Genomic DNA, 23703 nt, shown 5'->3' with positions numbered 1-23703 from the left:
TCACTTCGCCACCTTCTCTTTCGCTACTTCCCGGACCCATGCCGTCAACTGTCCGATCGTCTCCAGCGTCTTCCGCCGATGGATCAGCGTCTGACCGATGTGAAGAGCCAACACTTCCGCCTTTGCACGCACGTGTGGATCTTCGATCGTCTCCAGGTCAGCTACCGGGGCCAACCCGATCACCCTGCGCAACATCTTGCATCCTGCGAAACCGGCACTGTCTTGGAGCACACGGGTGAGGAAGCGTTCCCGGTATCCCGGCACGCGCCACATCTCATCCTTGACGTGTTCCTGCCACAAAGCGGAGAATTGTTTCTCAAATCCGTTCCAGATGGTTTCAATCGTTTCCAACAACCATTCTTGGTAGGCGATTCGGACTTCTTCGTCCGCGGTATGTCCCTCATGAGAGGCGTAGGACAACAGCAGGTTGGCAACCAATGCACCGATGTCGAAACCCATCGGACCATAATAGGCGAATTCCGGATCAATCACTTTGGTGCTTGTCTCTGTCACCATGATGGAACCTGTGTGCAAATCGCCATGTACCAACGCTTGCGCCTGTGTCATGAACGCCTCTTTCAATTCCGCAATCTCCCGCTTGAGCGCATTATCCCGCCAAATCGCCTCCACCTCGCTCCTGATCAACGGGTTGAACGAGTTGGTTTCTGCATCGTAATAGGGATCGGTAAAGACCAATCCTTCGGTGATGTCGCACATTTGCGGGTTGAGAAACCGGCGCACCCACTCTTTTTTCTCCTGACGGTCGACATAGAAATCGGAGGTAAAAAAGAGCGTCCGAGCCAAAAACCGTGCCATGTGCTCGGCGAAATACGGATATTGTTGACGTGCGATCAACCCTTTTCGCATCACGATGTGATCGGTCAGGTCCTCCATGACAGTCAGAGCCAGGTCAGAATCATACCGATACACCCGGGGAACCAAACCGTCCGCCAGTTTCTCCTGTACCTGCAACGCTTCGGATTCGATGCGCGCCCGATCCAGCGTGAGCGGCCATGATTCGCCGACCACGCGGGCATAAGGGAGTGCCTGCTTGAGAATGACCCCCTTTTCCCGGCCTTCCTCCCGGATGTGGAACACGAGATTCAGATTACCGTCCCCGATTTCCCTGCTGGTTAATACAGCCCCTTCGGAAAACAGCCCTGGAATGGACCGTGCGTATTGAACCGCTTCGGCTTCCGTCAACGGATGGTAATTTGACATATCCCCTCTCCTCCCCGCCATCTTTTTGCATCATCGGATTTGCAACGCTTTACTGCCATTTCAATGATTTGAAATTTCTGTATACTGAGATGCATGAGCACAGGATTGTCCAAAATCAAACGCTCGTAAAGAACTTTTCTCCACATGCTGAGTTACGAGGAAAGCCGTCTCCGCCCCCGCGTACCCTTTGACGGCCTTTAGACCGGGGAGACGGCTTCCGCTCCTCATCGAAACACCCTTTTCAAGTACGCTTACGGTTGAAAAGTCGGGTCATTCACCGGATGAGCCACCCAGCCCGACGGGTCGATGAACAAGCGGATGGCCACCACACGCCGATTCTCCATCAGCGTAAAGAAATGCGGCGTGTTCACCGGGACCGAGATGACATCACCGGCGGACAGTTCCACATCGAAATATCCCGTTTCCTCTTTGCCCTTGATCGTGAAAATACCGTTGCCGGCTGCGATGGCCCGTACTTCATCCTCCGTGTGAACGTGAACCTGCTCGAACTTCTTCAGCAACTCGTCCAGGTTGGGCGTTTCCGGTGACAACGCCACCACATCCCACTTCACATAGCCGTTTCGTTCGGCCAATGAGCGGATATCCTCATCGTACGCCCGCAAAATCTCCTCTTTCTCCTCATCGGTCAGAACGAATTTGTCCCTCAGCTTTTCCGGCATTTTTTCCGTGTCCCAATGTTCATACAACACACCTTGGTCTTCCAAAAAAGCACGAACGTCAGCCTCTCCCTCAATCCGCTCACCCGTATTCCGAATGCGAATGCTTGCCATTGTAGTTGCTCCTTTCACATGAAAATTCAAATGATCCCCATTGACCGGACGCTTGCGTGCCGGCGAAACCCGGCCCTGCGCGTGGTCTGGTAAATGCCGTCCGGTTGCTTTTCTGCACGCTCCACCCGCGTCCTGCAAGGAAGCAGGTTTCGGCCGCTTGAGCCCCGGAACGCAGAATCGGACATGGTACATTTTTGCTGAGAGGAAGTTGCCCGCGAATTTTATTCTGCGCTCTCCGGGGCTTCGCTCGGCCGGGGCAGGTCTTCGCTCACCCAGGGAAAGCTCCTACTCCCTCACGGATATACCTGACACGCCCCAGGCTCCGGACAATCACCTGCTCATCAACAAGCGCCGCTTGATTTCATACTCAAACAAAAACTCCCAAGCTTCCAAATGGCGCAAAGCGGCAAAAGCATCTTCCCCCCAAGCGTAAATCCCGTGATTTCGGATCAACACGCCCCGGCTGTCCCAAGCGGCCACCCGTTCCACTGCGGATGCCAATGTGGGGATATGGGCGTGGTTGGGCACGATCGGCACCGTGACGCCGGCACCCTCCTCCCAATGTCCCAAAGCTTTGATCAGTTCATGGTTGGTGAAGGTGACGGCACCATGGTCACCGTACAACTCCGAAACCAAGTTGTTGGAGACGGTGTGAACATGAAACACCGCTCCACACTCGGGAAACTTGCGATACAGCGCCGTATGCACCAACGTCTCCGCAGAAGGCTTCAGTTCGGTGGGAGCCACCGGTACGCCGTTTTCATCCACCAGCAAAAAATCCTCCGGGGTGTGAACCGCCTTGTCTTTGCCGCTTGCCGTTATGGCGATCACCGAGGCTTCACCATACACCACTTTGACGGACAGATTGCCGCTCGTGGCGGGAAACCAACCGCGTTCGGCGAGGCGCGTTTTGATCCGCCGCAAGGTATTGAACGCCTGTTGCACCGCTTCGAGCGGAACTTCGGTCCCCCGATTGCTTGTTTGATTCACTGTCACGTTGTCTTCCCCCTCACTTCACACCCACCGGGGAGCTCAACCGGTCGATACAATCGTAAAAGGTATCGAACGGCGCGTGCGGAAGATCCAACTCCCGGCATTTCTCCAGCAGGTAATCCCGCGCCAGCACCCAGTCGGCCAACCGGGACCCGGCCAAATCGGTGACACTGTCGCCGATCACGATTTTTTCGTATCGCTCCGAAGAAAAGGATCGGATGATGCTGGTTTTGCACATCCCGCAGTCATTGTCGCAGTGCTCGTCACAGGAATGCGGCCACAGGATCTGAATCGTCTCTCCTGAAAAGTCGCTGGCGTTGCAATAAATATCGTCGCGGGGGATGTCGAATTTGGACAAAATCGGATAGACGAAAAAATCGATTCCCCCGCTGGTGATCAGCAGACGAATGTCCCGCTCACGGCAAAAAGCCAAGAACTCCCCAAATCCCGGCCGGATTTCGGCCTGTTCAAGGACGTAGGAGACGATTTCCTCCCTCCGGGCGGATGGAAGCAGTGAAAACAACCGTCCCACGCCCCGGCGAACACTGATTCGTCTCGCCAGGATGTCATCCACGATGTTTTTCCACCCGGGTGGATCGAAGTGCTTCATGATCTGCACGATATTGTCATTGGTCGTAATCGTGCCGTCAAAATCGCAAAATATGACGCGTTGTCGTCCATGCTTCACGCCTTTACCACCCCCCACGCATCAATGGCCTTGCGCAGTGCCGCCGACGTTTCCGCTTTTTCCTCCAACGTCACACCGGATACCACCGCCTCGATCGCGTCAACAAAAGCGCGACCGCCTTGCGTCGAACCGTCCGGATGTCCGTGAATGCCGCCTCCGGCGTTGACAATCGCGTCTCTGCCAAAATCACGGTACAGCACGGGTACCAACCCCGAATGGATTCCGGCCGAGGGAGCGGGGAATGCCGGCAGGTGTGCTCCGTTGTTCTCCCGCAGATGCTGTGCCACTTTGAGTGCTTCTTCTCTCGGCATGGCCACACTGCCGTATGGTGACGGATACAGTACGATATCCGCCCCTGCCCAGCGCAGAAGTTTGCCCAACAGCAACGCGGCGGACAGACCGTAATCGGGGGAGGCGTAAATGGCACCGGTAAACGCAGGATGCGCCATGATCGGAACAGGGATGTCCGGGTCCTCCGCCAACCGATGCAACACATCCCACCCATACGGCGCGACGTTGAGCAACAGGCAGGAAGCGCCGGCTTCGACCAATCGCTTGGCCCGATCGGGCAATTGCGTGACGGGGCCGGTCAGGTTGACCGCATACAACACTTTCTTTCCGGTCTGCTCTTCCCAAACACGGTTGCGCCGTTCAAACGCTCTGACCCGCTCTTCCACCGGGGCCAAATCATCGCGGAAAAATATTTCGTCATCTTTGACCAAATCGACGCCACCTTCGATCTGCTTTTGATACTCCGATTCCAGCTCGTCAAGGGAAAGACCGATACATTGCTTGAAAATACTCATCAACAGCGGCCGGTCGTACACACCCAAATGCTTGCGGATGCCCTCGATGCCAAAGCGCGGTCCCGGAAAACGGGACAAAAATTCGTCCGGCAATTGCAGATCCATCAGCTTGATTTTGCCGTCCATCGACAACTTGCCGAATACGGTCGTCAACACGGCCGGCAGATCTGCCGTCAGGTTGCGCACGGGATACCCGATGGTGATTCGACCGCGATGCGTACCATCGTCAGCCGGCTCCAACCGGGCTATATCCTCCACCTTCCCCAGATAAGAGGCCATTTGCTCCTGTTTTTCACGAGGCAGCCCGGTCCATGTCCCCACCGTCAATCCGACGGCAATGCCGCGGGCTTTCTTCTCCAAATCCGCTGCCCCTTGTACGAGATACGTTGCATATATGTAACCGGAATCCATCGGTTCACCGCCTTTCCGCCATCATTGATGTTGTGCCCCATTCATTTTTGAAATGAAAATCAAGAGTGCATTGTATCGTTTTTCATGCAATTATGCAACAGCTTCCCCTTGATGTAAAGCACGATTTTGCAAAGAAGATGATACCTTTTCGGCTAATTTCGTGTAAAACGGTTGGAATACACGGTTATATACGAAACAGCAGTGATCCTTCGATTGGTTGTGGTACAATGAGACATGACATGTCCAACCGAAGGACGGGAACCTTCACTTGCCCAGATGACTCCAAACTGAGGAACGAAGCGCCCGCAAACCGTTTGATCCAGTCAGATCGCGTTTCTTTTTCCTCTCGCTCCCGTTTCGCGACACGACAAACTCGCCAGGAAAAAAGACCGCTCTTTCCCCGGACCTGGAATGACCACACTCCCTCTGAGAAAGGAGAAGGATCATGGGACTGGATGCTGTCGTGTATTGTAACTGTTTCCGGGAGGGGGTAACCGAACCGCCGCCGGAAACGATTCGTCCCTACATTGTGACAGATGAGGAAGGATATCCCGATCTTGACTTCCCGATGGAAGACGAACGGTTTGACGAATATCTTGCCATGTTTGATGAGTGGTTGGGATCGTGTTGTCCGCATCCCAATCTATGGTATACGGATGAAAGGATTACTGATTGGGAAGGATACACACGTTTTTTACAATTATTAGAGAAAATTGGTTGGGAACGTTTTCCGGCACTGTATCAGGCACTCCCCTCCGATAACGAGGGGCGAACGGACGCCGCACTGGCCAGCAGGGCCTTGAAAGAACTGCAAGATGTTCACCAGGAAGCCGATTTGGGAACAGGAGTCCATCTCATGGACAAAGAAACGGGGGAAATACTCTACCTTCATAACACCGATGCAGTCAGTTTTCTCGGCTGGAACGCACAAGATCGTACCGCCATTGGGCTGGATGAAGAAGGATTTTTCGTCGGCAAACTGGCTGAGCGGGATTTAAAGGTGGAAGAAATCCTGTTTCGGTCCGTCTGCTTCGAACAGAAAAGAAAATCCGAAGAAGGAGCTGTTTTGTTTCAGGATCTCTCCTCCGGTACCCACATCTTGTCCACTCTGCCAATCCGGGACGGCGAGCGGCTTCCCCGATTGCTGCAAGTGGAGAAGCGGAACATATCGGGAAAGGACTTCGACCACATCCTTCAACCGCTGATCAACGTGTTTCAAGCGTCTGTGGAAACCGGCAATCCGGTGATATGGGGTTAAGAAAAAGGACCGCTGTGTGGCGGTCCTTCGTATTATTTGAAATCACTTTGGACTGTATGAGCACCTGTGAAGTAATCACCACTTCCAAAATCATAAAGTGATTCTTCATTGGAAACAACCCATTTTTTTGTATCCGGATGATATTCCAAGGTGACCTGTTTGTCTTCAAACTCCTCATCCAACGGTTCATTTGGATCAGTAAATTGATCGTATAGCTTCAACTTGTAGTGAAATTTCACGGGAAGTGTTACTGTGTATACCCCATCCTCCTCTGACAGTGATACTTGATCATAATCGATCGTGGTCCCCAATGCTTCACCTTTATATGTTCCATCATAGTAATCCGGAACCAGGTAATTTTCCTTGACATTATCCGTGGCGGTGGTCATCACGGAAATATCCCGTTTCAATTGGGCCAGGATCTTTTGCTTCGCGAACTGATTGATCACGTCAGTCAGCATTTTTTGATATTGTTTTTGCAGGAACGGATTGGGAGTGATATCCACGCTCTCCGTATTTTCATCGACGGCAATCGCTTCACTCTGGGCCGGCCCCCAAGGGAATTGGTATCGTCCGGATATTTTGACCGATCCATCCTTGGAAACCGGGCCGAATTTGCTCATCTGCGCCACGGTTTTTCCCGTCGATTTTCCGTTGATCCATACTTGGGTGTCGGGGAACGTTGACTCGATTCCTACTTCGAAGCGCTCCAGGGTGAGATCACCTGTCACATTGTGGTCATCATAACCGAACAGTTCCATCTTTTGTTTGGAATGAAGGTTGGCATACGGAAATTTCTTTTCCGCCGAAATTTCATACACACCCGGCATCAGCGGACCCATCCGGTAAGTCAGCTTGTCATTGGTCGTTTTCAGCACTTCTTTGCCGTCCACTTTGAGAACCGCGTCGGGTTCATTGGTCTTCAGATTCAGATAATAAGGACGTACGACAATATCGTAAGTGTCAGGCAAGAGCCAATGTTCATTTTTCCGCAGATAAAAATCGCCCATATTCTTCAGCTCGGCGATGGAAGGAAAGGCATCGGTCCCGTACTCCATGCCGGTATCGGCGGTCGGATCATAAATCGCCAACTGCCATCTGAGAATTTGCATGGTTGCTTGCATATAATCCGCGTGATTTTGGGCATGGTTGATGAACTGGCGGAGATATTTTTCGTCCAGATCCACATCATCACTGTCAACCAAATCTTCCAGTTCATCCACATCACCAGTGGCAACCGCCTTTTCAAACTGATTGATCAGTTCATTTGGATCTTCCTGCATCGCACTGATGACGCCAACCAAAACGGCGACGACAGCGACTGCAATCAACAGCCATTTTTTGTAGCGCAACACAAACTGCACGACAACGTCTTTGGCAGATATCAGTTTCTCCGTCTCCATCTTTCCCTCCAACACCATGCGAAGTTTTACGATACGATTTTACAACACATCCGTTAAAAAATGTATTAGTTTATTTGAATAAGGAAACATTCTTTCACAGAATCTCCACAAATCAAAAAGGCGCTGATTTTCCACCAAACTCACCGTGGAAGACAGCGCCTCGGAGGAACTCTATGTTCGACTCAACCCGGAAGAAGATCCCATACGCAAAAACGTATTGATGCTGACCGTCAGACCTGCAGCCCTTTTAAATGGCGTTGCAGATGGGTCCGAATCGTTTCCGCCGCCGACTCACGTGTCGCCAGCTGTTCCAGGTCAAGGCTGAGATAATCGCCTTTTGCGGAAGACTGGCCTTTCAACTCAAAAAAGCCGCGCAACTCTTTTTTCGATTTGACCGTATCATACCAGAAGATGATTTCATCTGTTTGGCCTTTGAGCCAATCGGCCGGTTGAAATTGAAACATTTGCAGATACTCGTCCTCATCGCCGGACAAGCCTTCCGCTTTCAACTCCAGCCCCAGTTCGGACATGCCCTCAAGGAACCACTTGATCGGCCCGACAGGTTTGATTCTGATAAAGTCCCGATCCTTGGCATCGACGCCGTTGTCAATTTCCAGATTGGACATAAAGTAATATTTCGTGTTGATCGAAGAAATGGGCAGGGTATAAGGACATACGAAAGAGAACGGGAATTTCATTTCCACACCCGGACGCAATGTGAATTCCTCGTCGGTCACTTCAATTGTGCAAACCGTCTCTTCCATCTCTTGGCCCGTTTTGACGTGACGGGATTTCAAACGCAGATCGACAGACAGCCCTTCGATCGCTTGTTCGACATTCCCGCCATAGACGTACAGTTGCCCCGTTACTTTTTCACCCATGACAACCTCATCGCGATCCAGCACAAGATCGATGCGTGCTGAACCGATTCCCAGCGATGCGAGCAATGTCTTGAACAACGATGCTTCCTCCTTTTACATGGGGTACGTTTCCAATGATAGCACACCCGGCATTTTGTGAGCATCAGATATCCATAAGAAATCTTTGAGGATTCAACCTATCGCGTACGTACCGAGGACACAGGCAAATACGCCGGACATACGACTTACGAACGAGAAGGAAAACTCCTGCGTTTCTCCAGGACAGGTGGTAAAACCATCCATTGTCACGGGGATTGTGGATACTGTATCATCTACATAGACCGTTTCATCACCGCGTTGAAACGATGAAGACACATGAAATTCGGCCGTCAATTTTTCATTTTTTTCTGTTTCATGTCCCCATCGGTCAGTACCAACTTGCCGTTGCCGGACTGGACCATGGTGACGGTGGCATCATCGAAGATCAGATCAATCTTGGCAGCACCCACTCCCAATGAAGCCAACAAGGTTTTGAACATGCGCGTCCGCCTCCTTGTCGGATATACAAAAATCAGTCGCATATCGCTTGTGATATGTTGCTGTTTTGTACAGACAACAGGGAATCATCACTCAGATCATTTTTTGCGCCAAAATTGACTGAGAATTCAAAAGGGATAAACTTTATGGACGGCGAATAATCATGTGGCAACCGCTTTTATTCACACATGTTTCTTTTCAAGGGGGGTCTTACATGAGTCTTTTTCGCAAAAAAAGCATTCCTGATCTAATCAAAAGCACGCAACAAGGTCGAACCCTGCGCAAGGAACTTACCGCATGGGATCTCACCCTGCTCGGCATCGGTGCCATCATCGGCACGGGGATTTTTGTTCTGACCGGTGAAGGTGCCATCCAAGCGGGGCCGGGACTGACCCTTTCTTTTGTCATTGCCGGTCTGGCCTGTGTATTCGCGGCACTCTCCTACGCTGAGTTCGCCTCAACCGTACCGGTGTCCGGTTCCGTCTATACCTACAGCTACGCCACCATGGGCGAATTTTGGGCGTGGATCATCGGTTGGGATCTGATTCTGGAGTACCTCTTGGCCGTCAGTGCGGTTTCCACCGGTTGGTCGGGCTATTTCCAATCCCTGCTTGAGGGGGTTGGCGTCAAGTTGCCGACGGCGCTGTCCGCAGCACCGGGAGCAATCGACAAGACAACGACCTACTTCAACTTGCCGGCATTCCTGATCGTCATGTTGATCACGTTCCTGCTGGCGCGCGGGATTCGGGAGTCCAAACGGGTCAACAACGTGATGGTGATCATGAAAGTGGCGGTGGTGCTCGCCTTTATCATCGTCGGCGTGGGCTACGTGAAACCCGCCAACTGGCAACCGTTTGCCCCATTCGGCTGGGATGGCATTTTCAACGTGGCGGCACTGGTCTTCTTCGCGTATCTGGGATTCGACGCCGTCAGTACCGCTGCAGAAGAAACGCGGAATCCCGACCGCGACCTGCCGCGCGGCATCTTGTACTCGCTGGGAATCTGTACCCTGTTGTACGTGGTGGTCAGCGGGATCATGACCGGCATCGTGCCCTATCAACAATTCAAAGGGCATGAAGACCATCCGGTCGCGCTGGCCCTGCAAATGGCTGGACAAAACTGGTTTGCCGGGTTCATCAGCCTCGGCGCCATTCTCGGGATGACCACCGTGATGCTGGTGATGTTGTACGGACAGACACGGATCATTTTTGCCATGTCCCGTGACGGTCTGTTGCCAAAATGGTTCTCCAACGTGCATGAAAAGTACCGCACGCCGTTCGGCGCGACCTGGATCCTTGGAACCGTATCGGCGTTGATCGGTGCGCTGGTTCCGCTGGACAAAATCGCGCAATTGGTCAACATGGGCACCTTGGCTGCTTTTGTCATGATCTCGATCGGCGTCATTGTCCTGCGAAAAACGCAACCGGATCTCCCCCGTGCGTTCCGTTGCCCGGCCGTTCCGTTGATTCCGATCTTGGCGATCCTCTTCTGTGTGTTCCTGATGACGCGCCTGACTCAATTGACCTGGATCGCTTTCACCATCTGGCTGGCCATTGGTTTGACGATTTACTTCACTTATTCCCGCAGACATTCATCATTGAACACGCAAACGACGATCCATCTCGATCAATAAATCCCATTCCAAAGCCCCGGTTTTCGAAAACCGGGGCTTTTTACACTGCCTGAAATATTTACGTTTTGAATACCAATTCATCAAATCAACATGTTGTATGCTTGGTTCACCATCTGACATTCTTACAGAGTAGGAGAATTTGTTGGATCGGGTGGATCGGTGTTTGGGATGTCAGCAATTTTGCCACTCTGCCAAGGTTTGGTTCCGGGCACAGATGTTGATGAGGATGGGGCCGGAGTTTACTTTCCGGTATTCGGAATCAATGATCGTGCTCCGGGGGGAGCATCCGACAGCCTGCCAAAGGCTTTCCGATCGCAGTGCTTTCCCCTGCACCAGTGAGCACATCATAGGTAAAATGCGTAAATCGGCATATTGTCAAAGGCTCACACTTCATTTCCGATATTACACCATTCGCGCTCATAGCCATTTTTCGAGTTCAAGTTCATCATGGATGGGGATTTCATAAGATCCAATCAAGGGAATGGAGGGTTTCAATTTTCGAGCCTCATCAATTGCGTTCGGATGCACGGCAACGATACGGTATCCATGCCGTTGATAGAAACGTAAAGCATCCAGGTTGTCATTTGAAGTAATAAGCCAAGCACGACGCGCTCCGGCTTGACGTGCAGTTTGCTCAAAGGCTGTAAGTAGCCCACTGCCGACACCCAAACCTTTAACTGTGGAGTTGATGCTCAGTAACTCACATTCCTCATTTTCCAAGTGATAGGTTGCCGCACCAACACGAGTATGATTGTTCCATGCAATAAGAGCATCCAAGTCTCGAATGTGACAGGTCCTGCCCTTCGATATCATCGTCTTTCCGCCCCATTCGGACACCCATAAGTCTTCCAGCCAACTTTGATCTTCCTCTGTCAACGGCGGAATCACTATGATTGTGCTTTTTTCTTCCACAATTTCATCTCCTTGCCCTGCTCAGATATCTGATTCCCTCTCAAAGGTTCAAGTGACTTGCCCCACAAGGCTGGAAGCACCTGAGGCACTCCCGTTGGTCAAGGTGGGCTTCTCGCTTCATCCGGCATGGCAGTCCACATCCATCCACGATGGCTTCGTCAAATCCTGGGTGATTTTTGTTTCCCAAGTTTTTGCCTGCATAGCAGTTTTCAGTTTTTTCTCACTTCCCGACTCGATTGTGCCCGAATTCTGTTGGACTTGCGAGAGGTATTGGTTTTCCCATCCGAGCGTGATGGATACCCTTGTTGCTTTTACTTGTTTTTTCCTTTGCATTTTATTCCCCCAACGCGTTAATATAAAAAACATGCGGAGAGATGGCCTCTCCGAACAGAATTGCGTGACTATTTGCGAAGTGGAGACAATGTTTCCTGGGGGTATTGGAATTGGATCTGTTTCGAAAAAAAAGTGTTCGTTCACTGATTGATAACAGTCGACAAAGCACAGGACTAAAAAGGGAACTGGGTGTATGGGATCTCACCATGCTCGGCATCGGCGCCATCATCGGCACCGGTATTTTTGTGTTTACCGGCACCGGTGCGTTAAAAGCAGGTCCCGGATTGATGGTGTCATTTGCCATCGCCGGACTGGCCTGTGCCCTTTCCGCTCTGGCGTACGCGGAGTTCGCTTCCACGGTGCCCGTATCCGGCTCGGTGTACACATACAGCTATGTCACTTTGGGTGAGCTGGCCGCCTGGATCATCGGTTGGGATTTGGTGTTGGAATATTTGCTCGCTGTCAGCGCTGTTTCATCCGGCTGGTCCGGTTACTTCCAGTCTCTTCTCAGCGGATTCGGACTGAAATTGCCTGACGCCCTGACGGCAGCCCCCGGGGCCGTACCCGACAAGACAACGCTGTTCAACCTGCCCGCCTTTTTGATCGTCATGCTGATCACGTTTTTGTTATCCCGGGGCATCAAAGAGTCCAAACGGGTCAACAACGTGATGGTTTTGGTTAAAGTCGGCGTGGTCCTGCTGTTTATCCTGATCGGCGTGTTTTACGTGAAGCCGGCCAACTGGCAACCGTTCGCACCTTTTGGGACCCAGGGCATCTTTACCGCTGCGGCGATAGTCTTTTCGGCTTACCTGGGATTTGACGCGGTGAGTGCTGCGGCCGAGGAAGCGCGTGATCCGGCACGCACGTTGCCACGGGGATTATTGTATTCACTGGGAATTTGCACATTGTTGTACATGGTGGTTTCCGCCATTATGACAGGGATCATCCCGTACCAGCAAATCCGTGGACATGAGGACCATCCAGTCTCGCTGGCCCTGCAGATCGCCGGTCAAAACTGGTTCGCCGCGTTTATCGACGTCGGTGCCATCGTGGGCATGACGACGGTGATGCTGGTGATACTTTACGCCCAAACCCGCGTGGCGTTCGCCATGTCGCGAGACGGTCTGTTGCCCGGATGGTTTTCCCGCGTGCACGAGAAATATCGTACCCCTTACAGTGTCACCTGGGTGTTGGGCATCATCGCCGGACTGATCGGTGCGTTGTTACCGATCACCCAAATCGCAGAATTGGTCAACATCGGAACCTTGTTCGCATTCATCATGGTTTCCGTCAGTGTGATCATTCTGCGCAAAACCCAGCCCGATCTTCCGCGGGGATTCCGCTGTCCCGCCGTTCCGTTCATTCCGATCGGGTCCATCGTGCTGTGCGCTTTCCTGATGACCCAATTGCTGTGGATCACATGGGTGGCGTTTCTGATCTGGTTGACGATCGGGCTGATCGTCTACTTCTCCTATTCCCGCAAGCATTCCGCACTGAATGCATCCAAAGCACAATAACGCAATAAACAGAACCACGATATCATCAGCCTGAATCCCCCATTACGTGCGGGGATTTTTTTATATACAGCATGTCCACCCAACATGCATCCACCTATGCACCCGCCACCCGTATCGTATGATTGTCCCTTGACAACATTTCCCGGATTCCATCTTGGGCTTCTTCGATAAAAATTCCTGCCGTTCTCACGGTACGAACGGCACGAACGAAGTCTCACAAAACGGTTGTTTCCACGCTGCCGCATCCGATTCCCGAATTTGCCCGGATCTGCATGCTTTCTCTCCTCCGCCAGATCATGAACCAACTGATCAGCGCGCCAATTCTCCCATCCCAGAGATTGGCACATGCCCTTTTTTCAGTTTTTCCCGGGAATATCGTGTCTGCCCTTCATCCTTTGAACGTTTCTGGTCAGTTCATGGTATATTGAGGCTTTCGGCATAAGGATGTCTGGTGAGTGGAACGAAGATTCCAACCGGAGTGCCGCTCGTTCCGTCGGTCCCACGATCATGTGGCACCCCCTTTCGAACGACAATGGAATCCCACTTGAACAAGCCGGCTTGATCAGTTTGCAGAAGCCCACGGTCGAATCGGGGAACTTGGGCGTTGTCCAAAGCGGACACAGACTGCGAACGGTAACGACCCAAGAATCCCGCGGCTTCAGCCGTGAGAGATATCAAATCGTTTAGTACCTCTGTGTGATGGTTTATCCCTCTTTTCTCCCCCATGCCTGAACGAGCTGATACGTGGCATATACACCTTCCCGGGAACGGTACACGTGGTTGTAACGGCGAACCACTTCGCGCAGCAAGGAGCGTTGGGCGGAAAGGGAAACCGCGGGGGAAGCGCTGTAACTGGCCCCCGTTTGCTTGATGGATTGCAAAAAAGCGTAACAGTCCGGATATTCCAACCGGTACCGGCAATCTCTCGACCCCACATGCTTCAATCCGGCATGTCGAAGGATGTGTTCCCACTCCTCCGCACAGCGCAGGCGCAATCCGTGCATGCCCGAAGGCAGATGAAGATCACGCTCCACCTCTTGAAATTGCCGGTGCAGCTCCCGGAAGGTGTCGGGACCGAATGTGGAGAACACGATCCAGCCTCCGGGTTGCAAATGGTCGGTCAATGTGCAAAACGAACGCTCGGGAGCACCAAACCATTGCACGGTGGCATTGGAAACGATCAGATCAAATGTCTCATCCCATTCCATCGTTTCCGCATCTCCGATCAAAAAACGAATGGTCGCCGAATCGCCCAATCGATCTTTGGCGGCTTGCACCATGTTTTCGGCCAAATCCACCGCCGTGATCGCCGCCGAAGGATACCGTTCCGCCAATAATTGCGTCAGATACCCCGTCCCGCACCCGATCTCCAAAATCCGCTCCGCCCTGACATCGCGCTCCGACAGCGTTTGCATGATGTGATGGGCCATGCGCTTCTGCACAATCGCGTATTCGTCGTATGTGGATACATGGCGATTAAATTGACGGGCCACCCGGTTTTTGTCCAGTATCACAGTTGATCCGCTCCTTCAGCCAGAAATGAAAACGTTCGGGTTGGGTCCAAAACGGCAAATGTCCTGCATCTTTCCACACCGTCAATTCCGCCTTCGGCAGCGTTCGGGCCAAACGCCCGGCACCTGAGACGGGACAAATCGCGTCGTCTTCGCCGTGCAGCAGAAAAACGGGAACGGACAACGGTGAATCCAGGAACGAAAAACGCCGAAGAAAGTCCAAACCGACCAACAGCCCGGAAACATCCGGTTTCTGCTGATTCCGGCAGGACTGACACCACTGATCCAGCCATCCTGCTTTCTTCTCGGCGGAGGAGAACATCCGACGGTCGAAATCGGCAAGCACCTGTTCCGGATCAATCGACAACAACCGTATCATTCGCCGCAGCACGCGTTCGTCCCAACCGTCGGGCGAGCGGGGTGACCGGACGAACTGATCCGTCACGCCGATCGCCAAAACCCCCCGTACACGGCCGGGAACCGTACGTGCCCATTCCAACGCCAACATCCCGCCCATGGACCAGCCCACCAGCCACCAGGAACCATCCGTCAGCCAGTCGTGCGGGGACATTCCGCTATCCTCTTTCAGTAAGGTGTGAACATCCACCAGTTGGTGACGGGCACGGGGATGGTCACGGGAAAAACGATCGATGACCGGCTGCCAAACGGAGGGCGGGGCGCTCCAACCCGTCAACCACAAAACAGATAATGCTTCAGTCATAAATGGTCACTCCCCCCGTTCGAACCGCCCGCTCAATTGCGGCAATCGCCGTTTCCAGATGCTCATCCGTATGGGTCGCCATCAGGGAAAACCGCAGCCGGGCAGTTCCTTCCGGGACGGTGGGCGGACGGATGGGAACGGCCAGCACCCCGCTTTCCATCAGAGATTGACTCAATTTGACGGTAGCGTGCACGTCGCCGACGATCAACGGGACGATTTGTGTTTCGGAGGGGCCGATATTCAAGCCTGACATTTTCAACCGGTTGCGAAAGCGGGCCGCTTTTTGACGGAGCGCGGTTCGCCTGTCTCCCGCCTCCCGCACCAACCGGAGGGAAGTGCGAATCATCTCGATCACGACGGGTGGCAATGCCGTGGTATAGATGAAGGACCGACACGTATTGACGAGATAAGAGATCCATGTCCGGTTGCCGGCCACATATGCCCCCACAACCCCGAACGCCTTGCTGAACGTGCCCATATGCAGATCCACCTGATCGGCCAATCCCATATGGTGAGCGGCCCCTTCTCCGCTGGAACCGAACACCCCTCCGCCATGGGCCTCATCCACCATCAATGCCGCATCGTAACGCTCCTTCAGTGCGACGAGGTCGTGTAAACGAGCCACATCCCCATCCATGCTGAACACCGTGTCGGTCACGATCAACTTGCGTCGAATGCCTTTTTTCTCCGCCTGACGCAATTGCGCTTCCAGATGATCCATGTCCTGGTGCCGATACCGGAACAGCGTCGCCCCACTCAGGCGAATACCGTCAACAATGCTCGCATGGTTCCACTTGTCGCTGAACACCGCATCGCCCCGTTGCAACAAAGCCGACAAAACCCCCACATTGGCCATGTATCCCGATCCGAAAACGAGTGCGGCTTCCGTTCCTTTAAAAGCGGCGATCTCTTGTTCCAACCGTTCCGTCTCCTCGTCATGGCCCACAATCAAACGGGAAGCGGTCGCTCCCGCTCCCCGTTGCACCCCTTTCCGGGCCGCTTCCATCAGTTCCGGATGATTCGCCAGTCCCAGATAATTGTTGGAGGAGAAATTGATCAGCGATCGTCCGTCCCGTTCCAACACCGGGTCCACCGCGCGTGCAACCGGCACCAGGGAACGAAGACGGCCTTCCTGCTCCAAACGGGCCAATCGTCCGCGCAACGTTGCCTCCCAGAGACTCACAGTGCACACTCCTCGATCTCAAATCCCAAGTCCCGGATCATTTGGTGATCCAGCTCCGCCTGTTGTCCCGGTGTGGTGAGATAATCCCCGATGAAGATGGCATTGCCCGGATACAAGGCAAACGGCTGCAACGAACGCAAGTTGACCTCCCGACCGCCGGAAATGCGGATCTCCTTGCTGGGGCAGATGAAGCGGAACAGACAGAGCACTTTCAGACAGCGCCGCGGGTTGAGTTCATCCATTCCCTCCAGCGGCGTGCCGGGGATGGCGTTCAAAAAGTTGACCGGGATCGAATCGGCATCCAATTCGCGCAACGCGTATGCCACATCCACAATCTGCTCATCCGTCTCTCCCATTCCCACAATGCATCCGGAGCAAGGGGAAATGCCCGCCTGTTTGGCTGTCTCCACCGTTTGCACCCTGTCCTCGTACGTATGCGTGGTGGTGATATTGGCATAATGATCGGCACTGGTGTTCAAGTTGTGGTTGTAACGGTCGACACCGGCCTCCTTCAGCCGCCGCGCCTGATCCTCCGTCAGAATGCCCAAACAGGCGCAAATTTTCATCGGCAACTCCTGCTTGATTTCGCGAACAGCCGCGATCACTTCTTCCAGTTCCCGCTCCGTCGGGCCGCGGCCGCTGGCGACGATACAGTAGGTACCCGCTTTTCGCTCCCAGGCTTGGCGGGCCCCCTGCACGAGTACATCCTTTTTCAGAAAGGTGTATTTTTCGATCGGAGCCTGCGACACAATGGACTGTGAGCAGTACCCGCAATCCTCGGGGCACAAACCGCTTTTGGCGTTGATGATCATGTTCAGTTTCACTTTTTTTCCGAAATAATGACGGCGAACGCGAAAGGCAGCATGCAACAGCGGCAACAATTCGTCATCGTCCGCCCGCAGGACCGACAACGCCTCCTCACGCGTCAGGCATTGTCCGGCCAACGCCTTATCCGCCAGTGTTTCCCAACGGGTCCCGACGGTTTGTTGTTCCCACATGTGAAAACCGCCCCTTTCCAATCTGAAATGTATGCGATTCGCAACCCGTCTCAGTTGTCCCGTCCATTTTCATCCGGTTGCACCATGTTCTTTTTGCTCCTGTTCACTCAGGGCATTTAAAATCACGTGCATAACTTTAACGGTTCGCTCCATCTGCACCCAGCAAAGATGTAAAGAAAGACCTCTTCGAACCGGGGCGATGGACGCGGGCAGAGAACGCTTCACGATTGCCCGCGTTCTTTCTCCTGCGCTGTCCGGTTCCCTGCAACCATCCAAGACATAAAGCGTTTCCGGGAACCGCAACCAGATAATACACTCCGGCAGAAAAGATGAAAAATCGATACCATTTCCTTATTGCCACTGATTACGAGCGAACCGGAAACGGCGAGGATCAGCAGCTTGGGAACATCGTTTGCCAAACTGGCATTGATGCTGTCCCGCCCAATGATTCCCCCGCACATTGTTAAATGGAAACAAATTTAATCATATCAAACGTGATCCTCAACCCGGTCAGTTAACCGGAGCCTTTCCACCAACGCACGACCGTCCACTGCACGGGTAAATGTATCCCGCAGTGTTTCCGTCGTCACCGGTTCCGCCATCCACGGAATCCGTCCCAACACGGGGGCTTCGCCGAAGTGCTCGATCATTTCCGGGTTGGCCTCCAAGCTGGGGACCCGTTCCCCTTCGCGGTACCCGTTGAGAATCACCCCCAGCGGACGGAGACCCCGATTTCGCGCTGCCTCCAAGGTGAGCACCGTATGGTTCACGGTTCCCAGGTTGGGACGGGCGACGATCACGAGCGGCCATCCCAGCTCCACCGCCAGATCGGCCATCGTCCAATCGGGACCGACCGGAACCAACAACCCGCCCGCTCCTTCCACCAACAACAGATCGTATCGTTCCGCCATCGTACGGATGCGTTCAACCAACCCGGCTCGATCAATCGCGACACCGGCACTCCGGGCCGCGATCCAAGGAGCCACCGGCAGAGAAAACGAATATGGCACAATTTCCTCCAGCTCCGCCTCCACCCCGGTCCACCGCTTTAAGCGTCCTCCGTCTCCTTCGGGGTCGTCGGCCAAATGCCCGCTTTGCACCGGTTTCATCACACCGACGCGTAAGCCCTGTTCCCGGAGTGCCAGTGCCAAACCCGCCGTGACGACGGTTTTCCCCACTTCCGTATCCGTTGCCGTCACAAAGATTCCGCGCGTCATCGACCGGTCACCTCGGCAATGGCCCTGTACAAAATGTCCAGCATCTCCGTCGTTTCCTCCTTACGGACGGCCAACGGCGGCAGGAAGGTGATCACATTGTCCAGCGGACGGGTGATCAAGCCCAAATCGCGCGCCCGGCGGCACACCTTGACACCGATCGCTTCTTCCCAGGGGTACGGTTCCTTGGTCCTTTTGTCCCGCACCAATTCAATACCGATCATCAATCCGCGCTGCCGGACGTCGCCCACATGGGGCAACTCCAGGAAACGGGCCAACTCCCGGGCCGCATGTTCGGCCACCTCCTGTACGTGCGTGATCAAATCCTCCCGCTCGTACAGATCCAGGTTGGCCAGCGCCACCGCACACCCGAGCGGGTTGCCCGTGTAGGAATGCCCGTGAAAGAAGGTTTTGCATTCGGCGTAATCTCCGTAAAAGGCGTCATAGATTTCATCTGTGGCCAGTGTCGCCGCCACCGGCAAATAACCGCCGGTCATCTTTTTGCCCAGCGCCATCAGATCGGGGGCCACACCCTCGTGTTCGCACGCGAACATCCTGCCGGTTCGACCGAACCCGACAGCCACCTCGTCGGCGATCCACAATACGTCGTACTGTTTGCACAAATCAGAAACTGCTTTCAGGAATCCCGGTGGCATGGTGATGATGCCGCCCGCGCCTTGCACGATCGGTTCGACAATCAGTGCGGCGATGACATCCGCCTTTTCCTCCAGCTTCCGTCGCAATGCCTCCAAACAGGCCTCGACGCATGCTTCCTCACTGCCGGGATACCGGTACGTGTAGGGATAGGGTACTTTTTCCGTTTCAAACAGGAGGGCATCAAAAGATGCATGAAACAAATCGATCCCGCCCACACTGACCGCCCCGACCGTATCCCCGTGGTAAGCGTTCGTCATGCCCAAAAACAGCCGTTTCTCCGGACGGCCGCGGTGTTTCCAGTACAAAAAAGCCATTTTGAGAGCAATTTCCACCGCTTCGGCACCGCTATCCGAATAAAACACCTTGTTCAATCCGTCCGGGGCCAACTGCACCAGTCGCTCCGCCAGCTCCAACGCAGGAACGTTGGCTGCCCCCAGCAAGGTGGAATGGGCGATTTTTCCCAGTTGTTCCGTGATCGCCTCATTCAATTCCCGTCGGTTGTGACCGTGAACGTTGAGCCAGACCGAAGCATTGCCGTCGTAATACTCCCTGCCGTTGACATCAATCAGTTTCACACCTTCGCCCCGCTCGACGATCACGGGTTCATCGCCCAAATATTCCTTCATTTGTGTGAAGGGATTCCACAGATACCGCCGGTTTTTCTCCAACAATTCGGCATATCGGGCCGTCACCTGTGACAATGCTTGCCCCTCCAATGTAAACTTATTGATGATAGATGGTTAACATATCACCCTTTTCGAGTATAGCACGGGCAAACACTTGCGTCCAGCCATCCGTCCGGCGCTTTCTTTATTCCGGGAACAACTGGGCGGAAAAAAACACACGCTTACGAATATATGTATATGTGGAGAAAAAAATGAGGAATCGGGAGATAACGTGCACATATCGTCCGTCACGGAATGAGACGGCCATGAATGTTATACAAGTTTCAAATTCCCGATCTACCAGTTATGTTATATATTGTTTAGGAGGGGTGATGGGATGAATGCGCGATTTCCGAAGTTTTATTTAAAATATCTTCTTAACTTCAAAGCAAGCAAAAAATGGTGGCTTCTGGTCTTCCTTACTTCTTTTTTATTGGTCATTATATCTACTATCGCGGTCTTGATGGTAACGACGGTATATGACCTGGACGACCTGAAAAAGATGGAGTTCGCCTCCGGCCTTTACGACCGCAGCGGTAAACGCTTTGCCACATTAGGCGACGCCCCTCTGGAATACGTGAAGCTGAAAGACATCAAATCGCCCATGCTGGCGAAAGCGTTCGTCGCCGTGGAGGATCGCCGCTTCTATGACCACAGCGGTGTTGACTATAAAGGTTTGGCCCGGGCATTGGTCAAGGATATCCTGACGATGAGCCATGCTGAGGGCGGCAGTACGATCACGATGCAGGTGGCGCGAAACGCCATTTTGGACAACCGGGACAAAACGATCTGGCGGAAGTTGAACGAAATCGCCATTGCGTGGAACCTGGAGCGCAAATATAAAAAGGACGAAATTCTGGAAGCGTATATCAACTACATCTACTTGGGCAACAACGTCCGCGGTGTCAAAATGGCTGCCAAGATCTATTTCGACAAAGATATCACCAAAGAAAATCTGAGTATTGACGAGATTGCCCTGCTGGCCGGTCTGCCGCAATCACCCGAGGGGTACAACCCGTATTACAACCCGGATCTGGCTAAAAAACGGCGCAACATCGTGTTGAACAAGATGCAGGATGCGGGACTGATTTCCGAAAAAGAACGGGAACTCTACTCCAAGAAACCATTGTCCGTCAATCGGGCCTACCTTAAAAAGTACATCAAGAAAGACAAATACGCCGCTTACAAACGGTACGTCATCGAAGAGGCGAAACGGCTGTATCACATCAGTGAACAGGAACTGACCAGCGGCGGCTACAAGGTATACACGGGCCTGGACACCAAAGCACAGGATGCGCTGGAGCAAGCGATGAAAGATCCGTCGCTTTTCAAAAACCACGATCAACTGGAAGCCGGGGCAACGATCGTCAACCCGCACAATGGACAGATCGTGGCGATGGCCGGCGGACGCAACTACCTGCCGGGGTACATCAACTTCGCCACCCAGCCTATGCAACCCGGGTCGTCGATCAAGCCCCTGACCGTGTATGCTCCGGCCATTGAGAAAAAAGGATACGGGCCGAATACACCCGTGCGGGATGAACCCTACTCTGTCGGTGGATATTCACCCGACAACTACGATCACCAGTTTCACGGTTATGTGCCGCTGAAAACAGTGGCCGCCAAATCGCTCAACGTGGCGACGGTCTGGCTTCTCAATGAAAAAGTGGGATTGAAAACGGCATATGAATACGCCCAAAAGTTGGGATTGAATCCGGACAAGGAGGACCGCTCATTGGCGGCGATGGCACTGGGCGGAATGAACCACGGTGTCAACACGGTGCAAATGGCGCAAGCGTATTCCGCTTTCGCCAATAACGGCCGGATGTACGAAGCGCACGCCATTACCAAAATCGTCAGCCGGGACAACGATGAAAAGGACCTCGACCGTCCGGTCGAAGTCAAACAGGTGTACAGCAAACGAACGGCACAATTGATGACAAAAATCCTGGAATACGTGGTGGAGAACGGAACGGCCAAAGCGGCCCAACTGCCTGATGGGCGTGATGTGGCCGGCAAAACGGGAACCACCCAACACGGAAAAGAGGCTTGGTTTGTCGGTTACACTCCGGAATACGTCATGGCGGTGACGATTTTCAACAACGGCAAACAGGCCGATATGGTGGAATTGTCGGGCGGCAAGTATCCGGCCAAATTCTTTTCCGTCGTGATGAGCAAGGCGCTGGCCGGTAGAAAAGCTTCCCACTTCAAATATGACGCCTTGGGCGGAGGCGGCGGATCATCTTGGACGCCTCCGGTGACGGACGACGAGCCGGATGAGGACCAAAATCAAGATCAGAATACGGATGACCGGCATCAAGAGCCGCCGACAGAACAACCAGGGAATACTGACCAACCCGGCAAGGATCAACCGGGTGACACCGGGCAACCGGGCGACACCGGGCAAACGGGTGGCGATACCGGGCAGCCGGGAGATACCGGGCAACCGGGCGACACCGGGCAAACGGGTGGCGATACCGGACAACCGGGCGGCGATACCGGGCAACCGGGCGACACCGGGCAGCCGGGCGGTGATACCGGGCAACCGGGCGGCGACACCGGTTCAACCGGTAACAACACCTCCCCGCCCACCACGCCATAAACATGATAAAATGCCCAGCGGCACAAACCGCTGGGCATTTGTTTGGCAACAGCCATCCACACATGATGCCGGGTGCTCATGTTCTCTCGCTCCTGTTGTTTTCAGCCCAAAGGTCGCCCGTGGAAAAGCGGTACACGCTTTTTGATCAGGTCCTTTGACGGTCATTCTTTGTATCCATCCACCACCAGATCCAGCTTGCCCGTCTCCGGATCGATGATCAGACCGTGAACAGGCACATCCGGCGGGAACAACGGATGTTGCCGCAACATTTGCACACTTTTTTTCACGCTTTCCTCCACTGATTCAAACCCTTCCAGCCATTGATGCAAATCCACTCCCGCTCCTTGCAGTGTCAGGACCGCGTCGGCGGATACTCCGCGGTTCACCATTTTCTCCAGTGTTTTTTCCGGCTGAATGGCAGCCATACCACAACCGTGGTGGGCAACGATAAATACTTCTTCCGCTCCCAGTTCAAAGACGGCGACCAACAGACTGCGCACGACACTGTCAAACGGATCGGTGATGACCGCTCCCGCATTTTTGACGATCTTCGCATCGCCGTTTTTGAGATTCATCGCTTTGGGCAACAATTCCGTCAAACGCGTATCCATACAAGAGAGAACCGCCATTTTTTTGTCCGGGTATTTACTTGTCCGATACGGCTCATACCCTTTGCCTTCCACGAACGACGCGTTGTGTTGCAACACCGCTTCCAACAATCGCATGCCCTTCACCCTTTTCTTTTGTTGTCCTCCCCTGATTCTATCTTTGGTCATGATGGTCATCAAC

The 23703-nt window shown here is 53.5% G+C and carries 21 protein-coding genes; 4 read left to right on the top strand and 17 right to left on the bottom strand.

Features of this window, described 5'->3' with window-relative positions:
• From mtnK to JQC72_RS12785, 5 genes are all read right to left on the bottom strand, one after another.
• Entirely contained in the window at positions 1-1221 is a 1221-nt protein-coding gene (gene mtnK, locus JQC72_RS12805; RefSeq protein ID WP_205496267.1) for an S-methyl-5-thioribose kinase, read from the bottom strand.
• A 251-nt stretch (positions 1222-1472) separates the two neighbouring features.
• Positions 1473-2012: an acireductone dioxygenase gene (mtnD, locus tag JQC72_RS12800; RefSeq protein WP_205496265.1), complete on the bottom strand. Its 540-nt coding sequence runs from the start codon at positions 2010-2012 to the stop codon at positions 1473-1475.
• Between the two features lie 330 nt (positions 2013-2342).
• Positions 2343-3008: a methylthioribulose 1-phosphate dehydratase gene (locus JQC72_RS12795; protein ID WP_335342461.1), complete on the bottom strand. Its 666-nt coding sequence runs from the start codon at positions 3006-3008 to the stop codon at positions 2343-2345.
• Positions 3009-3021: 13 nt separating this feature from the next.
• Positions 3022-3693: a 2-hydroxy-3-keto-5-methylthiopentenyl-1-phosphate phosphatase gene (locus JQC72_RS12790; protein ID WP_205496264.1), complete on the bottom strand. Its 672-nt coding sequence runs from the start codon at positions 3691-3693 to the stop codon at positions 3022-3024.
• The gene (locus tag JQC72_RS12785) at positions 3690-4910 is read right to left on the bottom strand and encodes a 2,3-diketo-5-methylthiopentyl-1-phosphate enolase (protein ID WP_205496251.1); all 1221 of its coding nucleotides are present in this window, start codon (positions 4908-4910) and stop codon (positions 3690-3692) included. The genes JQC72_RS12790 and JQC72_RS12785 overlap by 4 nt, the downstream gene beginning before the upstream one ends.
• 445 nt (positions 4911-5355) lie before the next feature.
• Between JQC72_RS12785 and JQC72_RS12780 the strand changes: the two genes are divergently transcribed.
• On the top strand, positions 5356-6168 hold the full coding sequence (locus JQC72_RS12780) for a PH domain-containing protein (RefSeq protein ID WP_205496241.1): 813 nt from the start codon (positions 5356-5358) through the stop codon (positions 6166-6168).
• A gap of 32 nt (positions 6169-6200) precedes the next feature.
• Here the strand turns inward: JQC72_RS12780 and JQC72_RS12775 are convergent, their stop codons facing one another.
• From JQC72_RS12775 to JQC72_RS12765, 3 genes are all read right to left on the bottom strand, one after another.
• Positions 6201-7571 (bottom strand): TcaA 3rd/4th domain-containing protein, encoded by a 1371-nt coding sequence (locus JQC72_RS12775; protein ID WP_205496239.1) that lies wholly within the window; start codon positions 7569-7571, stop codon positions 6201-6203.
• Positions 7572-7801: 230 nt separating this feature from the next.
• Positions 7802-8530: a sporulation protein gene (locus tag JQC72_RS12770; protein ID WP_205496237.1), complete on the bottom strand. Its 729-nt coding sequence runs from the start codon at positions 8528-8530 to the stop codon at positions 7802-7804.
• A 290-nt stretch (positions 8531-8820) separates the two neighbouring features.
• On the bottom strand, positions 8821-8970 hold the full coding sequence (locus tag JQC72_RS12765; RefSeq protein WP_205496234.1) for a sporulation protein: 150 nt from the start codon (positions 8968-8970) through the stop codon (positions 8821-8823).
• A gap of 212 nt (positions 8971-9182) precedes the next feature.
• Between JQC72_RS12765 and bcaP (JQC72_RS12760) the strand changes: the two genes are divergently transcribed.
• Positions 9183-10601: a branched-chain amino acid transporter BcaP gene (gene bcaP, locus JQC72_RS12760; RefSeq protein WP_205496232.1), complete on the top strand. Its 1419-nt coding sequence runs from the start codon at positions 9183-9185 to the stop codon at positions 10599-10601.
• Positions 10602-11018: 417 nt separating this feature from the next.
• Here the strand turns inward: bcaP (JQC72_RS12760) and JQC72_RS12755 are convergent, their stop codons facing one another.
• Positions 11019-11513, bottom strand: a complete 495-nt coding sequence (locus JQC72_RS12755) for a GNAT family N-acetyltransferase (protein ID WP_335342460.1) — start codon at positions 11511-11513, stop codon at positions 11019-11021.
• 117 nt (positions 11514-11630) lie between these two features.
• A complete protein-coding gene (locus JQC72_RS12750; RefSeq protein ID WP_205496229.1) occupies positions 11631-11846 on the bottom strand; it encodes a hypothetical protein in 216 nt (71 codons plus the stop codon).
• Positions 11847-11950: 104 nt separating this feature from the next.
• Between JQC72_RS12750 and bcaP (JQC72_RS12745) the strand changes: the two genes are divergently transcribed.
• Positions 11951-13363, top strand: a complete 1413-nt coding sequence (bcaP, locus tag JQC72_RS12745) for a branched-chain amino acid transporter BcaP (protein ID WP_205496227.1) — start codon at positions 11951-11953, stop codon at positions 13361-13363.
• Between the two features lie 704 nt (positions 13364-14067).
• Here bcaP (JQC72_RS12745) and bioC read toward each other — a convergent pair.
• The 6 genes from bioC to bioA all read right to left on the bottom strand — a co-directional run bounded on the left by bioC (position 14068) and on the right by bioA (position 20378).
• Positions 14068-14877 carry a malonyl-ACP O-methyltransferase BioC gene (gene bioC / locus JQC72_RS12740; RefSeq protein WP_205496225.1) on the bottom strand — a complete coding sequence of 270 codons (810 nt, stop codon included), beginning with the start codon at positions 14875-14877 and terminating at the stop codon, positions 14068-14070.
• Positions 14840-15595: an alpha/beta fold hydrolase gene (locus JQC72_RS12735; RefSeq protein ID WP_205496223.1), complete on the bottom strand. Its 756-nt coding sequence runs from the start codon at positions 15593-15595 to the stop codon at positions 14840-14842. Before JQC72_RS12735 ends, bioC begins: the two co-directional genes overlap by 38 nt.
• Positions 15588-16778 (bottom strand): 8-amino-7-oxononanoate synthase, encoded by a 1191-nt coding sequence (bioF, locus tag JQC72_RS12730; RefSeq protein ID WP_205496220.1) that lies wholly within the window; start codon positions 16776-16778, stop codon positions 15588-15590. Before bioF ends, JQC72_RS12735 begins: the two co-directional genes overlap by 8 nt.
• On the bottom strand, positions 16775-17776 hold the full coding sequence (gene bioB / locus JQC72_RS12725; RefSeq protein ID WP_205496219.1) for a biotin synthase BioB: 1002 nt from the start codon (positions 17774-17776) through the stop codon (positions 16775-16777). Before bioB ends, bioF begins: the two co-directional genes overlap by 4 nt.
• A gap of 488 nt (positions 17777-18264) precedes the next feature.
• Positions 18265-18993 (bottom strand): dethiobiotin synthase, encoded by a 729-nt coding sequence (gene bioD, locus JQC72_RS12720; RefSeq protein ID WP_205496215.1) that lies wholly within the window; start codon positions 18991-18993, stop codon positions 18265-18267.
• The gene (gene bioA / locus JQC72_RS12715) at positions 18990-20378 is read right to left on the bottom strand and encodes an adenosylmethionine--8-amino-7-oxononanoate transaminase (RefSeq protein ID WP_419179872.1); all 1389 of its coding nucleotides are present in this window, start codon (positions 20376-20378) and stop codon (positions 18990-18992) included. The genes bioD and bioA overlap by 4 nt, the downstream gene beginning before the upstream one ends.
• 271 nt (positions 20379-20649) lie before the next feature.
• Here bioA and JQC72_RS12710 point away from each other — a divergent pair, with 271 nt between their 5' ends.
• Positions 20650-22914: a PBP1A family penicillin-binding protein gene (locus JQC72_RS12710; RefSeq protein ID WP_205496211.1), complete on the top strand. Its 2265-nt coding sequence runs from the start codon at positions 20650-20652 to the stop codon at positions 22912-22914.
• A 161-nt stretch (positions 22915-23075) separates the two neighbouring features.
• On the opposite strand, the gene JQC72_RS12705 is transcribed toward JQC72_RS12710, so the two are convergent.
• Positions 23076-23639, bottom strand: a complete 564-nt coding sequence (locus JQC72_RS12705) for a beta-class carbonic anhydrase (RefSeq protein WP_205496209.1) — start codon at positions 23637-23639, stop codon at positions 23076-23078.
• Positions 23640-23703: the final 64 nt, after the last annotated feature.

The organism is Polycladomyces zharkentensis, assembly GCF_016938855.1.
Taxonomy (GTDB): Bacteria; Bacillota; Bacilli; order Thermoactinomycetales; family JIR-001; genus Polycladomyces; species Polycladomyces zharkentensis.
Note: the sequence above shows the minus strand (reverse complement) of the source record. Positions and strands in the feature narration are given on the sequence as shown.